Consider the following 15,227-nt stretch of genomic DNA (forward strand, 5'->3'; position numbering starts at 1 on the left):
TTTACCTCCCGACTACTGACTTTTCTATTACATCTTTATTGATGACAATCATCGCGTCTGCCGCCTTTACACCGTCTTCGTAAACAATTAAAGGATTGATGTCTAATTCTTCTATCACCGCTTCATTTTCCGTAACAAGCTGCGATACCTTGAGTAAGACATCAATAATGGCTTCGATATCACTCTGTGCTTTGCCACGTGCTCCTTTTAAAAGCGCTTTCCCTTTTACTTCTTCTATCATTTCAACGGCATCAGCTCTCGTTAGTGGTGCGACCCTAAATGAAATATCTTTAAAGACTTCAACAAAAATACCGCCTAATCCAAACATAACGACAGGACCGAAATTCGGATCTTTTGTCGCGCCAATAATCACCTCTGTTCCTTCTGGTAGCATTTCTTGTACGGCAATACCATTGATTTGCGCATCGGCTTTATAGGTTTTCGCATTGTGATAAATTTCAGTAAACGCTTTCATTACTTCGTTCGCTGATTGCACATTAAGACGAATAGCATCGGCCTCAGTTTTATGAGGGATATCTGCTGAATCGACTTTTAAGACAACAGGATATCCAATAGCATTGGCAAATTGAACCGCTTCCTCTGCTGTAGTAGCCACCGTACGTTTCGTTGTGGGAATGCCATAGACATCGAGTATGTCCGTAGCTTGTGCTTCGCTTAGTGTTGTTCCACGAATATGTGAAATGTCTATCCGTTTGATTGTCGTGTCCTCTTGTTGGTGCGTTTTTTGCTGATGCTTTCGATAACTTTCGCTATATTCTACAAGCTTCGCTAAACCTTTAATTGGATTTAAATCACCTGGTATAACGGGAATGCCATTTTTCTCAAGCGTCTCTTTCCCTTTAGGAACAGACATACCGTCCAATGGGAATGTTGTAATAAAAACGAATTTATCCGAGTTTTTACATAGCTCAATAAACTCCTGAAGGTATGGATTATCCGCCTCCCAGTACAATGGAAATTCCGTTAAAATAATATTATGCACTTCTGGATCAGCAATGAGTGCTCGTAATGGCGCTATATACAGCTCGGGATTGGTTACTGAAGCGGCTGCCGTTAAGTCGATTGGATTGCTAGCACTTCCGAAAGAAGGAATGTGCTTTTTAATCTCAGTCTTCGTCTTTTCACTTAGTGGTATAATGTTTAAGCCTAAACCTTCACAGCGATCTGCTTCGTTAATGCCCCGTCCACCCGAACTAGTAATTAACACCGTATTTTTCCCTTGTGGGAGTCGATTGGATAAAAATAATTTTGAAAAAGTAATAATATCTTCATAGTCATCGACTCTGACAATGCCACTTTGTCTAAAAAATGCATCATAAATTAAATCTGAACCAGCTAAGGAGCCTGTATGTGAAGCAGCTGCTCTACTGCCAGCTGTACTTCTGCCCGTTTTCATTAACGCGATTGGCTTTTTGCGATTCAGCGCTTCTTTTGCTAAACGTCGAAGCTTCTTAATATCTTTGGCCCCTTCTAGGTAGCCTGTAATCACTTTTGTTTTAGGATCATGAATCATATATTCCACTACATCCGAAAATTCTGTTTCCATTTCGTTGCCGACACTTGCAAAATAATTAAAGCTTAACCCTTTTTGTGCAGCGGCCATATATGTTAAAACGCCAAATGCTCCACTTTGCGAAACGTAGCCTACTGCTTTTTCTTCATGCAATGGCACTGCCAAAATCGCTGGTGAAAATGTGCCAATCATACCATTCGTTGTGTTCACTAGCCCTACACAGTTCGGGCCAATAATACGAATGCCATGTTCTTTCGCAATGGTCGCTAAATCTTGTTGTAACATGACACCTTCTTCACCAATTTCAGCAAAACCAGATGCGAAAATAATGGCAGCTTTCACCTTCTTTTTAGCACATACTTGGAGATTATCCTGAATTTGCTCTGCCCCTACACAAAATATAGCTAAATCTACTTCATCGGGTACAGCTGTGATCGAAGGGTAGCATGGCAGACCTTCTATTTCACTAGCTTTCGGATTAATTGGATAAATGTCTCCTTTAAATCCACCATCGATTAGCGCTTTCAATTGAATATAGCCAATTTTATATGGATTGGTAGAGGCGCCTAGTACTGCCACAGACTTTGGATTAAACAAAGGTTCTAACGTTTCATAAGCCTTTAATTCTTTCTTCATTATTTCACCTCGGTTTCGAATAATAGAAAACACTTGATTATGTTGTCCATTGTATCGAACACGTTTTAAAGACAAGGAAAAAAAGAAGCTGTAAAATAATTTAATTATTAGGGAGTGAAAAAAAGAAAAATAAGTAAATAGCGTAGGCAAGGCAAGGGCTAAAATATTTTTATTTTCTTTAATGCACACATTAACCACGACTTCTACACACGATGACCTCGACTTAAGGGTAGGATAACGGTAAAAATGGCAATAGGAGCTAACTATAAATGAAGATTAGAAGCGGATATAGGTGGGAATAAAAAAAGCGACCTATATACCGTATTCAAACGATAGATAGGTCGCTTTATGCTAATACAATATTCTTTTAATGAAATTTTTGAAGCCATCGCTTTATGTTGTTTTGAATTTTGACAGAAGGGGTTTTGATGCCTCGCTCGATATTACTTATATATGAAGGTGAAATTTCAAGTTCTTCAGAAACTTGTAAAAGCGATAGATTAAATTGTTTGCGTATGGCTCGCAATTGATTGCCAATAGTAGCCCCCTTGTCTTTATGTTGTACGCTATCTTGGATATAACTTATAGAATGTGTTGTATTTCTTGTCTTTTCAATGGACCGGTATTGTTCTTTTATAAGTTCAGGTGGTTCAACAAGAATCGTAGCATCTAACCATAAGCGCACCCATCCCTTATGATTGGCGATGGATTCATCCCATTTATGATAATGCCATGCAGCAAGAACGCCATCTTCGAGTAATTGGTCTAGCGCTTTTTCTAAGCGATCTCTCGTGCGAGAAGGTGTACGTTCATTGATATTTTCTCCAATTGCTTCTAGCAACGTTCGGATTTTATTTGGCTGTAAGAAATCGCCCTTTCTTGCTTGCGTTCGCCAACGCCAACTCAAATAGCGTGCCAATCTTTTTTCCCATTTTTGACTATAGGGGTTATAATGCAACGTTTGAATCGGTAACAAGGCAATTTGCCTTCCAGAGCCATAAAGATACTTTGTAAAAATTTTATCGACTGTGACCGTAAATGTTTTTTGATTGTCTATACGAGCAATATTATATTCATTTCGGTTTTCATCGACAAAAAGAAATGTTCGTCCTTGTAGTTGTGTTTGAACAGGCTTGCCTTTTTCATAAATCGTTGCTTTATTTAATTCGAGCCATAAGCTCTGAATTTTTGTAAGCGATTGCAAAACTTTGTCTTTTTGTTGTTGCTCATACCCACCTCTTCGCCCTTCGCCTCCTAATTTCGGCTTTAAACCACGAATCCTCAATAAATCATTAAAGTGGATTTCAATAATATCTTCAACATACCTTGCTTTAGATAGAAAGATACTACATAAGGCATCAAACATATCAACGTCTAAATCCGTTAAGCTTTGTGCTAGATTTTGGGCTTGTTCAATCATTGTATGTGTGTCGATAGGGCCGTCATTATATTGAAACGGGCGTAATTGGATTAAGCCTTCTACATGTCCTTTGACTAATGGTGTAGTCGGCCAAGGTGTAGTGTCGATGGATTGAAAACTATTTTTATATAATGCTTCTCGGACATACTGATACGGTGCATTATTCATGACATGGAGGTGCTGTTCTACCCCTAATGAAAAAATTAAATTTTTACTATGTGGTAAGGTATCCTCGTTACTCGAGTTTGCGATTTGAAGCATGGAAGCAATTTCTTGAGCGTTTAAATCCGTGAGCTTCATTAATGCAATAATAGTATGAAACCATTGCGCCATATAATGATTGACGATATTTGTATATTTTGAAATAAACGATGCATTAGATGCTAGATTTTTCGTTATTTGCTGATAAAATAAGTTATTTAATTCCTGACTGCTCAACTGATGCACCTTTTCAGAGCCTAACGTACTTTCTAGTTCTTCCAGTACCCACTCTGTTAAGTAGACTTGAAACCATGAGCAAAACTCTTCCCACGCATTATCTTCACCTAGAAATGTGTTCGCCTTAATCATTTGCTCCATTCGATGAATATATCTCTCGTAATGAAGTCCGTTATTATGCATTGACGTCCGCTTCTGCGTTTCATTTAGTTGGTCCTCATATTTTTGCAGTAAAAACGAAACGATGTTTTTGGCAATTTCAGTGATAACACGATTTCTAGAAGAAATTCGTAAGTTCATAAATAGCTGTTCACTCTCTTTATAGGTACGATCCCAAATAACAAACGAGTTGGACATCACATTTTTTGTCAACGTAATTTCTTTCGTCGCTTGATCATTACTCGCTATTTTTTGTTGTTCGTAGATACAAAGTACATAATAGTTATCAATTTTATTGACCAACTTTCGATTCATTGTAGTCCGATTAATCTCATTTCGTAGCATTTCCAATTGGTTAAAGGCAACATTGTCGTAATCATTTTTATTTATCATGAATACCTCCTTGAAAAAATGCGAACCCAGATGACTTATAACTTGTACTATATGTGTATAATGGTCATTTTAACACCTATTAACAGAATATTCTATATTTATATTTTAGATAGTGTTAAAGTAACTATGTATCTATTAAAAACGAAAAGACCTCTTTGAAAATAAAGAGGTCTTCGGGTGTAGGCAAAATGGCTCGAAAAACCGATGCCGTTTCGAGTTGATAGGAGTGGGGGGTGCGGCTAATGATATGTCCGCAAAAGCGCCCATTTAAATACTTTTTACATCTGTTATCCAACTAAAATACAAATTTACGTGATTAAACTGTATTGGACCAACAATCGTATTTTGCTTCGGGGATATATGAAACAGCTCAACAAATGCTACGAAATCTTCAAACCATGCGGCAGTCTTGCTAAAAGAATGGACTAGTATTAGGGCATTATGAGCATTTACTCGGTTTGCTTCTATTAAAGCGGATGCTGCTCGATGTAATAACTGATACCTTATCTTTTTCACCGACTCTTCTTCTAAAGCAAATAATTGGAGTAGATAAGCTAATCTTTTCCTTTTTCCTTCACTTGGGTTGTCTCCTAACCAGCTATCAACAGTTTTTCCAAAAGGTTCTGCTACTTTCCCTTCTATCATCATCGGGATAAGTTCATTATGCGCTTTTGCGAGTATATAAAGGTCCGTTTGTGAACTTGCATTTCTTCCAGGTAAAGCTACCTTGTATTCAGGAAACCCAAATAATACTTCAATATTGTGAAATAAAGTAATGTTACTATTTTTCAATACATTGTCCACGGTGTATGGCAAATTATTCGCATTCTCCCAACTAACAGCTAATTCAAAAGCAGAGCATCCTTTTTTCCATTGCTTTAGAGGATCTGCAAGGTATTCTTTCCACGACAGTATGCCTTTTGACGGTACAAAAAATTTGCCCATTAGCTCACCTCATTATTATTTTTATAATTCATTTCATATTTTGCTATAGCAAAAAGAGTCTTCATTTTTTGATATGAAGGCTCTTTTTTAAGTCACTATTTTTGGGTAAATTTCCAATAATATAATGCAGCTGTTTCTTTATACAATTTCGCACCGGACTTTTCTAATACTCTATGGGATGCGATATTGTCTTTTTCCGTATCCGCAATAACACACTTCACATTGGGTTGATTTAACAACCAATTTTTCATTGTTTCAAGTGCTTCTGTCATATAGCCGTTTCCTTGATATTCAGGTAAAGTGTAATACCCAATTATGACTTCTCCATTGTTGTTTGGAAGTCCTTTTACCATAATCCCCCCAACACTACAATTTTGACTATGCGAGACGATGAACCAATTGGTATACCAAATATAATTATCCTTATCACGTAGTAACTTAGAAAGTCGAATTTCCATAGCTTGTTGAAGTTCCATACTTAGAAAACTACTTGATTCAATGAAAGAAAATTGTAGGTCTAACTTCTTTGGATTCTCAATAAGTAATTTTAGATTATCTGCACTTAGCGGTAGTATTCTTAATCTTGCTGTTTTCAATTCAATCATCATGATTCTCCTATTATCATTTTTGACATCTTTATTAGACAAAAATTTTAAAATAGGTATATATTATTGGCAGCTACTCCCATTTCATTATTGTTTAGATTTAATGCAAGCAATCTTAGCTGATAACAGCTTGCTGTTTGCACGTCTATCGTTCTTTTAGCAAGAGCAAAGGCGAATTGATTAAGTGTTTAAGCAATTTCCCTGAATGCAACTTGTTAGAACCAAATTATACCATGAATTTCTTGCAGCAACAATTCATACAATAATATTATTATGTAAACTATATTTAAGAAAATAAATCTAGCCCCATTTAGGAGTTAGATTTACTTGTTGGCGATTGATTTAAGATGATTGTGGTAAAATCTTTCACCGATAGTGGTTTGCTAAAGTAATAGCCTTGTACGAAATCACAGCCATGCTCTCGCAGTACATTTAATTCAGCCTCTTCTTCGACACCTTCTGCTACTACTTGGAGATTTAATGCATGAGCCAAGGAAATCATTGCGGAAATCATTGCAATCCCTGTTTTCTCTGGTAAAATATCACGAACAAACGCGCGATCGATTTTTAACACATCTACTGGGAATTTTTTTAAATAATTTAAGGATGAATAGCCTGTTCCGAAATCGTCTAACGCAATAGTAATCCCTAATGCTCTTAACTGTTCAATAGTATTAATTAAATCTTCCGTATAGTCTAGCATACTCATCTCTGTAATTTCGATTTCTAATAAATGCGGATCGATTTTTGTAGCTGCAATGACATCACGTACCATTTCAACAAAACCAGGTGTGCTAATATGAATGGGTGATATATTGACAGCAACGCTTAAATTTGAATGAAATGTTTTGTTCCATGCACATACTTGTGCACAAGCTTTATGTAATACCCAAACACCAATATCATTGATAAGTCCACATTCTTCAGCAAACGGAATAAAACGATCTGGTGGCATTTGTCCTAATTCAGGATCGTACCAACGCAGTAAAGCTTCCATCCCAACAACTCGATCTGTTTTTAAATCAATTTTTGGCTGGTAATGTAGTTCTAGTATATCTTTTTTTAATGCTTGGTGTAGTTTGGTTTCAAGTAGTAACCACTTATCATTTGCCTCATCCATATTATGTCTATAAAGTCGATATTGATTGCCTCGAGTTGATTTTGCAGCATACATCGCTATATCAGCATTTTTTAATAAATCTTCTATTGTATTGGCATGATCCGGAAAAACACTAATACCAATGCTTATACTTGCATAAAATTCGTAAGCGTCTACGATGAAGCTATCATCGAAAACCCCAATTATTTCTTTTGCCATTTCTTCAATTCGTGAAACATCATTTAATATCATAACGAATTCATCACTATTGTGGCGATAGAAAGAGTTAGATGTGTAGTCTACATTACGAATACGATTTGCCATTTCCACAAGGAACATATCACCGATGATGTGGCCAAGTCCATCATTTATGTTTTTAAAACGATTCACATCAATGAAAAATAACGCAAACTTCTCACCTGTACGTCGAGATTGATGGAATTCATTTTCTAAACGTTGTTCTAACTTACGACGGTTTGGTAACCCTGTTAATTCATCATGATAAGCAATATGGGTAATTTTCTTAATATCCTTTTGTGCAGTAATATCTACTCGAATGGCAATATATTGATAAGGTTTGTTATTATCATCGAGGAAAGGAATGATTGTTGTTTTCACCCAGTATAAGCTACCATCTTTGGCGCGATTGCACACCTCACCATTCCACATATCTCCTTTACCAATTGATTTCCACATTTCTCTGAAAAAAGATTTAGGATGGAAACCTGAGTTTAGTAAACGGTGATCTTGTCCAATTAATTCTTCACGCTTATATTTCGAGATTTTACAAAAATGATCATTAACAAATGTTATTTTTCCGGTCCGATCTGTAATAGCAACAATGATCGAACTATTCATTGCTGAAAAAATATCTTGTAATTCTTTCAGGCTGTAGTTAACTTGATTAATACTACCAGGCGTGATATTCATCATTTTTCATTCTCCGTTCATTAAAATAAGAGGGTTTAGTACTTTTTCTTTACATAATAGTGAGGTATAAAGTTGTGGTAGCTGGCCCTTTTTTATGTAATTATATTATAGTCTTAGAAAAGCAGTTAATTCAACCCAAATATAAAATCTACAATTATCTAATTTTATAGATTTCAATAAATTAGACAAAAAAGAATGACTTTAAACGCACTTCATTCGACAATTTACCAATCTCAATAATTACATTTGTCCTACTATTAAAACTATCGTTATACTATTTACCTTTAAAACAATAAAATAGATTCTTATAAAAAATTAAAAATGCCTTACTGTCACAGCTGGCAGCAAGGCATTTTTACATGTTAAGACACTTCATATTCAATTTGACCTCCCACAATTTTTGCTTGTTCATTGTAAGCATCTAGTTGTTCTTGTGATAAGTTTAATATATAGTAGTGAAAGTTTATTGGTTCTAATCCATGTTGATCACAAATCTGTCTGTAAAATTCATAGCCTTGTCGATAGTCCGTCATGCCAATAACTTCCTTTCGTGTGCTGCTTCATTGTAGCACGCTAATTGCTCCTGAGATAACTTATTCATATAATAATAAAAATTAATAGGCTCTAAATTAAACTGCTCGCATTTTTTACAATATAACTCATAACCTTCTCTATAATGTGCCATCCATTTCCCTCTTCTCTTTGTACTATAACAGTTGTTTATTTGTATAAATAATATATAACAGATATCGACTCAAGTCAATAATATTTCTGAAATTTCTTTCATATTAATCAAAGCCCAGTCCATGTATTTAGTATGGCTGGGCTTTTCATAAACTATTCACTTTGGCGTCCGTTATAACCACATCCTTTGTAGCGATTATTTTAAATTCCAAGTTGTTTTGCTTGCATATTATAAGCTGAAAGTTGTTGCTGTGATAATTGGATAATGTAATAACGGAATGAAATTGGCTCTAGCCCATAACGTTCACACATTTCACAATAAAACTCATAACCATCTCGATACTTTGACATATACAATTCCTCCTGCACAAACTGTTTTATAACAGTTGTTTTTATTTTTATTTAATATATAACAGATTATGTTGTTCGTCAAGTAAATATTCATAACGAATTGTAAATTAAAAAACCCGACTTCTGCGTAATCAACGTCAGAACTCGAGTTTCGATACAATTTTATAGTATATTTTTTAGTAAACGGAAAATTTGTCTCGGAATCCATAGAATGATATTCCAAATAATTTCTATAAACGCACAATTTCTTAGTTCTTTCAAATTGTTTTTCATAATCTGCTTTAGTTTTCTTTTCTTCATCGTAACTCCTAGTCCAAGTTAAATGACAATTCCTTTCATTTCATGTATTTGTTCAATGTGTCGTTGTTCATGCAAATACACTTGCTCAATCCATTGATTGAGTGGCAATGGTCCGAAGGCTGGGTGATTCACAGCTTTTTTAGCAAGTAAGGATGGCTCTTCTAGTTGAAGCAAAAATGTCGTTAGTTTCGCTCTTGTTTCATATAATAATGTCACCATTTGCTGGACAGCAAATGCTTCCTCTGCCGGTTCCACAATTTTTGGTGCTGCGAGCTTCTTTGTTCTATCTTTCATTAGTTTAACATTGATCGGTTCAGGTTTGGTATTTTCTTGAGAGGCTAACCCCCATGAAATGGCCTTCATTGTTGAAGTTTCTACTAGCACTAAATGATGACATATTTGAGCAATGCTCCAACTGTTTGTATCAGGTTTTTGATTAAATTGTGCATCGTTTAATACTTCTATTTCCTTTAATAGTTGTTCTCTCGTAGTACTTAATTGTTCAAGATATGTTGAAATCATATATTTTCCCCCTTCAGTTTTGACCCTACTCTGTATATATGCATCTTACTTGTTCGTATGCTTTTACGCTAGTTATTAATCAACAATATTAAAAGGATTATTCTCCAAAACATGTTGCAATTGCTCATCTTCAATATGGGTATAGATTTGGGTTGTAGCGACACTGGAGTGTCCTAGTATATGCTGTAAGCTACGAATATCTGCCCCAGCTTTATACATCATTGTCGCCGATGTATGACGCAATTTATGTGGTGTAAGTCTGTCCTTTTGTAGACCCGATTGTTTATTGATTTGCTTAACAATTTTAGCGACGGTTTGTCGTGTAAAACGTGTTCCTTTTTGCGAAACAAAAAGAGGCTCTTCACCTTCCCCTTTGTATGGTGTTTTCCCACTCTGTTCATAATTATTTAGCGCTTGCATGCAACTATCATTTAAGTAAACCGTACGCTCTTTATTTCCTTTTCCGATTACGGTCAAATAACGACCTTGTAAGGATGAAGTATTCAGTTGGCACAGTTCAGATACGCGAATACCAAGATTTAAGAAAAACATCATCATGCAATAATTCCGTGGTGATGCGCGATGCAGTTGAATACCCTCAATAAACTGGGTCGCCTCATCCATATTCATGTATATCGGTTTTCTGCGTCCAATCTTTGGTGTTTCCAACTCCTCCGCTGGATTTTCTTCTATAAGGCGTCGTTTTCCTTTAATGTATTTGAAAAATGATTTTAAGGTAGCGACTTTGCGGGCCCTTGCGGAAGCAGAATTTTTACGTTGTACTTCACAATACTCCATAAATAAATAGAGATCTTCCAAAGTGATGTCACGGATTTCTTCTATTGTAATAGTAGCAATATCGACTTCGTTTAATTGCGCGATATCTATATCATTTTGCATAGCTAAATGAAAACGAAAGAATAAAGTGAGATCGTATTCATATTCTTTTCGAGTGCGTTGGGACTTTCCTTTGATTGTTGTTAAGTACACTAAGAAGTCTTTCATTATTTTAGGTTGTGGATTCTTTTGCATAAAATCACCTCTATTTTCTCTATTTTACCATAAAAAACGTTCCCAAATATAAATTTGGGAACATTATTGATAAAAAATGCCCTTTTCCCCTTTCTTGAACATATGTTCTTATTTTAGTAATTAAAAAAGATGATTTTCTAAGTATGAAAAATCATCTTTTTTTGAAATTTTTTTGCAAGGTCTATTTATTTATGCATAAACGCGTCTCAAAATGAATATTAAACTCTAGTATACTACTATACGCTGAGACGAATCGAAAAATGATTCCATGGGTAATGATACGAGTCGATTCGTCTCACAATGCGCGTGGAATTTTTTGGTTATTTGTAGTTAATTAGCGAAAATGCTATATGTGCCATCCATTTGTTGTGTAATTTTCCAGTTCGTCGATAACATGCTATGAAGCTTCGAGATTATGGCTTCGTCGCACACCAAATTCTTAATACCTGTTTCTGCCAATTGAAAGTCCTTCGTTTCTTCTAATTGAAAGCGAAGATGTAGTAAACGCTGAATGCCAGGTAATGTTACATATTTTATTCGATAATTACCATGCAGCGCGTCTAAAAATTGTTGCTCCCCTTCTTGATAAAGAGCCAGTGTTTCTTGAAATTCATAATTAGGTTTCTTTGTACGCCATGACGATACTTCCCCAGTTCGCAATGTCTGTAGGATTTCCTCGTCAGATATACCTAGTTTCGATAGCTTGTCTAACTCGTAAGCTTGCAATAAGTTAATGTTTATCATTTTTTACTAGCTCCTTTTATGTATTCTTTTTAGTGTAACATGTTTTGACTATTCCTTAAATTCGGAGGCGGTTCACATGATGAAATTATATGATTCGGGTTCTTTTTTTGATGAAATGATAGATGGTGACCAGCCGAAACCGCATTATCGCTCCTTCCATCGTAAACTAAGTGCTTTTTCTCAAGAACAGCTAGAAGAAAAATACCAGCAAGCACAATCGAGCTTCCTTAGACAAGGTATTACATTTACTGTATATGGTGCCCAAGGGGGGACAGAACGGACAATGCCTTTTGATTTTGTACCGATTATTATCCCACATGCACAATGGAAGATGATTGAGACCGGTATGAAACAACGTGTCAAAGCGTTAAATTGTTTTTTACATGATATTTATCATGAACAGTTAATTGTAACGGCCGGAATTATTCCCAAAAATCTTATCGAACAAAATCCATATTATTGTCGAGAAATGTTGGGTGTTCAAGTGCCAATAAATAATCATATTTTTTTAGCTGGCATTGATGTAATTCGTGATCAAAACGGTGTTTACCGCGTATTGGAAGATAATTTACGTAATCCTTCTGGCATTTCATACGTATTCCAAAATCGTTATGTTATGAAGGAAGTGTATCCTGAATTTTTTTCCAAACATACGATTCAATCCCTTGAAAAACAAATGACCCATATGAAAAAAGCGCTACTTTCACATCGACCACGAAATTTAAAGGCTCATGTTGAACCGAAAGCAGTCCTTTTAACAGCCGGTATGTATAATTCAGCCTATTACGACCATGTCTTTTTAGCGCAACAACTAAATATTCAGCTTGTAGAAGGACGCGATTTAATTGTGCAAAATTTAAAAGTTTATAAAAAAACCATTTACGGATTAGAGCAAATCGATATTATCTATCGCCGCATTGATGATGACTTTTTAGATCCTACTGCTTTTCGAGAAGATTCTTTACTTGGCGTGCCCTATTTAATCGAGGCTTATAAGGCAGGAAATATTGCAATACTAAATGCAGTGGGCAACGGTGTCGCAGATGATAAAGCGATGTATGCCTATGTCCCAGATATGATTCGTTTTTATTTAAATGAAGATCCTATATTAGAAAATGTCACAACCTACCATCTTGATGATGAAAATCAGCGGGCATGGGTACTAAAACATTTACACGAGCTGGTTATAAAAAATGTAAGTGCCTCAGGTGGCTACGATATGCTGATTGGTCCACATGCCAGTGCTGAAGAAATCGCTAGCTTCCGACAAAAAATAGTAAACCAACCAAATCAATATATAGCACAACCGACCATTCAGTTATCACGTGCACCTGCCTATCAGAATGGTAAATTCTATCCTTGTCATGTCGATTTGCGTGTATATGTCATTACAGGTGATGAGATATTTGTCCTTCCAGGTGGGTTATCTCGTGTTGCGCTAAAAGAAGGATCGTTAGTCGTAAATTCCTCACAAGGAGGCGGAGCAAAAGATACGTGGATATTAAAGGAGGAATTGCCGCATGCTAAGTCGAGTAGCAGACGCACTATATTGGATGGCAAGATATAGTGAACGCACAGAAACGAATGCACATATATTACAAGTACAGCTGTTGAATATGCTGGAGCAATCTGGTAAGGAACATGATTATCTCGACCATTGGGAAGCTATTTTAGATATTTGTGCTTCGAAAGAAGAATTTCTAGCATGCTATGAAGTCATTCGAGTGAATCCTCTTATTGAGTACTTGTTGTTCTCTGAGAACAATAGCAACGCTTTGCATGCAACTTTGCGCGCCGTTCGAGAAAATGCACGAATAACACGGGATAGTATCCCTATTGAGCTTTGGGAATTACACAATGCCTTTTATTTATATATGCAGCAAGAAGTAACGGTGCAGAAACGGCCATTTCCGTTAATATCCCTAAATTATTTTTTACACAATGTACGTAAGACATCTTTAACGGTTACAGGACTAGTTGAAGACTCAATGGAACGAGATTTACCTTTTTATTTTATGCAAGTCGGCAAATGGATTGAACGTGCAGAAAAGACGATCCGTATGATATTAATAATGCTAGAGCAACAACCAATGACTAGCAATATTGAAGAAGCTGATGGGATATTTTTGCTTGATTTATCAAAAGCAACAGAATCTTATAAACGTAAGCACCATCAAACAAATTTACTATGTGTTATGCAATATTTATTACAGGATGCGCATTTTCCACGCTCCGTGAAGGTCTGTTTAAAAAAATTAGAGGAAGCATTTATGCATATTGAAAAAGACCATCTCACTGCTCGATTTGTAGCACTTAATACACCGTTACGAGCTTTGTTAACGGCCATTAGCGAGCTCGATTTATCAGCATCTTCCTTAGAGGAAGCTATATTTTCAATGGAGGAAAGATTGTGTCAATGTATTGATTTTGGTCATACATTTTCATCAATTTATCATTTATATGAACCCAGCCTACAACCTTGAAAGGAACCACTTACAGCTCCCTTTCAACACGCAAGTCAGTAATCAAAAGGAAGCGGACACGATGAAATTTGAAATTCAACATACAAATATTTTTCAATATGAATCTGAAGTCGATCAAAGCTTGAATACTATCCGCTTGAAACCTCGGGGTGATGAGCGTCAACGCTTGCTGTCTTACCGTATCGCGATTTCACCATCTTCACTAACGCGTGAGCATGCAGATATTTGGGGGAATACAGTCGGTACATTTTATATCCCGGAGCAACATCAAGTACTAGAAATAGAAACAACATCCATCGTTAGTATACAGCGTGCACCATTTATTCATCGCATTCAATATTCACCCGAAATGCAGACGATTTTTCATTCCCAACTCTTTTATGAACATTATTTGCCCTATTTAAAATCAACAAACTTTACGTATATGACAGATGTTCAGATAGAAGAAGTGTTTCATGCGATTGGTCACGCAGAAAATCCAGTGCTGTTTTCGCTTAATTTAATGCAATATTTATATTCAACATTTGAGTATGATCCAACAGCAACAAATGTTACGACAACTGCAAGCCAAGCCTTTGACTTAAAACGAGGAGTTTGTCAAGATTTCACCCACGTTATGCTCGCTATACTACGCGCTAAAGGAATACCTGCTCGCTATGTAAGCGGTTATTTATATGTCGATGAAAATTCAGGTTTAATCGGAGATATAGCAACACACGCCTGGGTTGAAGTGATGATTCCTGGTATTGGTTGGATTGGGTTAGACCCAACTAATAATGTGGAAGTACTAGAAAATCACATTATTTTATGTATCGGACGTGACTATACCGATATTAGCCCTGTCGAAGGCGTCTATACAGGTGGTAAACATGATTTAACGGTAAAAGTTCAAGTAAAAGCGTTAACGCATTTTTAATAAGAAGTGCAGCAATTTGTGCTTGATAGACAATTG

At 36.0% G+C, this 15,227-nt stretch carries 14 protein-coding genes; 3 read left to right on the top strand and 11 right to left on the bottom strand.

The window, feature by feature from the left end; all coding sequences use genetic code 11:
- Window position 1: 1 nt before the first annotated feature.
- The 11 genes from T479_RS10530 to T479_RS10580 all read right to left on the bottom strand — a co-directional run bounded on the left by T479_RS10530 (window position 2) and on the right by T479_RS10580 (window position 11,792).
- The gene (locus tag T479_RS10530) at window positions 2-2,170 is read right to left on the bottom strand and encodes an acetate--CoA ligase family protein (RefSeq protein WP_025219513.1); all 2,169 of its coding nucleotides are present in this window, start codon (window positions 2,168-2,170) and stop codon (window positions 2-4) included.
- 367 nt (window positions 2,171-2,537) lie between these two features.
- Window positions 2,538-4,580, bottom strand: coding sequence for a helix-turn-helix domain-containing protein (locus T479_RS22825; RefSeq protein ID WP_025219514.1), 2,043 nt, complete (start codon window positions 4,578-4,580; stop codon window positions 2,538-2,540).
- Window positions 4,581-4,847: 267 nt separating this feature from the next.
- A complete protein-coding gene (locus T479_RS10540; RefSeq protein ID WP_025219515.1) occupies window positions 4,848-5,525 on the bottom strand; it encodes a DUF6946 family protein in 678 nt (225 codons plus the stop codon).
- Between the two features lie 95 nt (window positions 5,526-5,620).
- Complete coding sequence (locus tag T479_RS10545; protein WP_227665440.1) at window positions 5,621-6,133, bottom strand: GNAT family N-acetyltransferase; 513 nt, start codon at window positions 6,131-6,133, stop codon at window positions 5,621-5,623.
- 307 nt (window positions 6,134-6,440) lie between these two features.
- Complete coding sequence (locus T479_RS10550) at window positions 6,441-8,162, bottom strand: sensor domain-containing protein (protein WP_025219517.1); 1,722 nt, start codon at window positions 8,160-8,162, stop codon at window positions 6,441-6,443.
- A gap of 359 nt (window positions 8,163-8,521) precedes the next feature.
- Entirely contained in the window at window positions 8,522-8,692 is a 171-nt protein-coding gene (locus tag T479_RS10555; RefSeq protein WP_024361699.1) for a hypothetical protein, read from the bottom strand.
- Window positions 8,689-8,844, bottom strand: coding sequence for a hypothetical protein (locus tag T479_RS10560; RefSeq protein WP_024361698.1), 156 nt, complete (start codon window positions 8,842-8,844; stop codon window positions 8,689-8,691). The genes T479_RS10555 and T479_RS10560 overlap by 4 nt, the downstream gene beginning before the upstream one ends.
- Window positions 8,845-9,044: 200 nt before the next feature.
- Window positions 9,045-9,194 (bottom strand): hypothetical protein, encoded by a 150-nt coding sequence (locus tag T479_RS10565; RefSeq protein ID WP_024361697.1) that lies wholly within the window; start codon window positions 9,192-9,194, stop codon window positions 9,045-9,047.
- 318 nt (window positions 9,195-9,512) lie between these two features.
- Entirely contained in the window at window positions 9,513-10,016 is a 504-nt protein-coding gene (locus tag T479_RS10570; protein WP_025219518.1) for a DinB family protein, read from the bottom strand.
- A 75-nt stretch (window positions 10,017-10,091) separates the two neighbouring features.
- Window positions 10,092-11,048 (bottom strand): tyrosine recombinase XerC, encoded by a 957-nt coding sequence (locus tag T479_RS10575; protein ID WP_024361695.1) that lies wholly within the window; start codon window positions 11,046-11,048, stop codon window positions 10,092-10,094.
- Window positions 11,049-11,378: 330 nt separating this feature from the next.
- Window positions 11,379-11,792 (bottom strand): hypothetical protein, encoded by a 414-nt coding sequence (locus T479_RS10580; RefSeq protein ID WP_025219519.1) that lies wholly within the window; start codon window positions 11,790-11,792, stop codon window positions 11,379-11,381.
- Window positions 11,793-11,868: 76 nt separating this feature from the next.
- Between T479_RS10580 and T479_RS10585 the strand changes: the two genes are divergently transcribed.
- The 3 genes from T479_RS10585 to T479_RS10595 all read left to right on the top strand — a co-directional run bounded on the left by T479_RS10585 (window position 11,869) and on the right by T479_RS10595 (window position 15,191).
- Window positions 11,869-13,359, top strand: a complete 1,491-nt coding sequence (locus T479_RS10585) for a circularly permuted type 2 ATP-grasp protein (protein ID WP_025219520.1) — start codon at window positions 11,869-11,871, stop codon at window positions 13,357-13,359.
- Complete coding sequence (locus tag T479_RS10590; protein WP_081769886.1) at window positions 13,313-14,275, top strand: alpha-E domain-containing protein; 963 nt, start codon at window positions 13,313-13,315, stop codon at window positions 14,273-14,275. The genes T479_RS10585 and T479_RS10590 overlap by 47 nt, the downstream gene beginning before the upstream one ends.
- Before the next feature lie 61 nt (window positions 14,276-14,336).
- Window positions 14,337-15,191: a transglutaminase family protein gene (locus tag T479_RS10595; protein WP_025219522.1), complete on the top strand. Its 855-nt coding sequence runs from the start codon at window positions 14,337-14,339 to the stop codon at window positions 15,189-15,191.
- Window positions 15,192-15,227: the final 36 nt, after the last annotated feature.

The sequence above is a fragment of the Lysinibacillus sphaericus genome (genome assembly GCF_000600105.1).
GTDB lineage: Bacteria > Bacillota > Bacilli > Bacillales_A > Planococcaceae > Lysinibacillus > Lysinibacillus sphaericus.

Excerpts from the sequence above, each read along its gene's own strand:
- T479_RS10530 (WP_025219513.1), bottom strand. The coding sequence starts at position 2,170 with ATGAAGAAAGAATTAAAGGCTTATGAAACGTTAGAACCTTTGTTTAAT.
- T479_RS10595 (WP_025219522.1), top strand. The coding sequence starts at position 14,337 with ATGAAATTTGAAATTCAACATACAAATATTTTTCAATATGAATCTGAA.
- T479_RS10555 (WP_024361699.1), bottom strand. The coding sequence starts at position 8,692 with ATGACGGACTATCGACAAGGCTATGAATTTTACAGACAGATTTGTGAT.
- T479_RS10540 (WP_025219515.1), bottom strand. The coding sequence starts at position 5,525 with ATGGGCAAATTTTTTGTACCGTCAAAAGGCATACTGTCGTGGAAAGAA.
- T479_RS10585 (WP_025219520.1), top strand. The coding sequence starts at position 11,869 with ATGATGAAATTATATGATTCGGGTTCTTTTTTTGATGAAATGATAGAT.
- T479_RS10565 (WP_024361697.1), bottom strand. The coding sequence starts at position 9,194 with ATGTCAAAGTATCGAGATGGTTATGAGTTTTATTGTGAAATGTGTGAA.
- T479_RS10545 (WP_227665440.1), bottom strand. The coding sequence starts at position 6,133 with ATGATGATTGAATTGAAAACAGCAAGATTAAGAATACTACCGCTAAGT.
- T479_RS22825 (WP_025219514.1), bottom strand. The coding sequence starts at position 4,580 with ATGATAAATAAAAATGATTACGACAATGTTGCCTTTAACCAATTGGAA.
- T479_RS10580 (WP_025219519.1), bottom strand. The coding sequence starts at position 11,792 with ATGATAAACATTAACTTATTGCAAGCTTACGAGTTAGACAAGCTATCG.
- T479_RS10575 (WP_024361695.1), bottom strand. The coding sequence starts at position 11,048 with ATGCAAAAGAATCCACAACCTAAAATAATGAAAGACTTCTTAGTGTAC.
- T479_RS10560 (WP_024361698.1), bottom strand. The coding sequence starts at position 8,844 with ATGGCACATTATAGAGAAGGTTATGAGTTATATTGTAAAAAATGCGAG.
- T479_RS10570 (WP_025219518.1), bottom strand. The coding sequence starts at position 10,016 with ATGATTTCAACATATCTTGAACAATTAAGTACTACGAGAGAACAACTA.
- T479_RS10590 (WP_081769886.1), top strand. The coding sequence starts at position 13,313 with ATGCTAAGTCGAGTAGCAGACGCACTATATTGGATGGCAAGATATAGT.
- T479_RS10550 (WP_025219517.1), bottom strand. The coding sequence starts at position 8,162 with ATGATGAATATCACGCCTGGTAGTATTAATCAAGTTAACTACAGCCTG.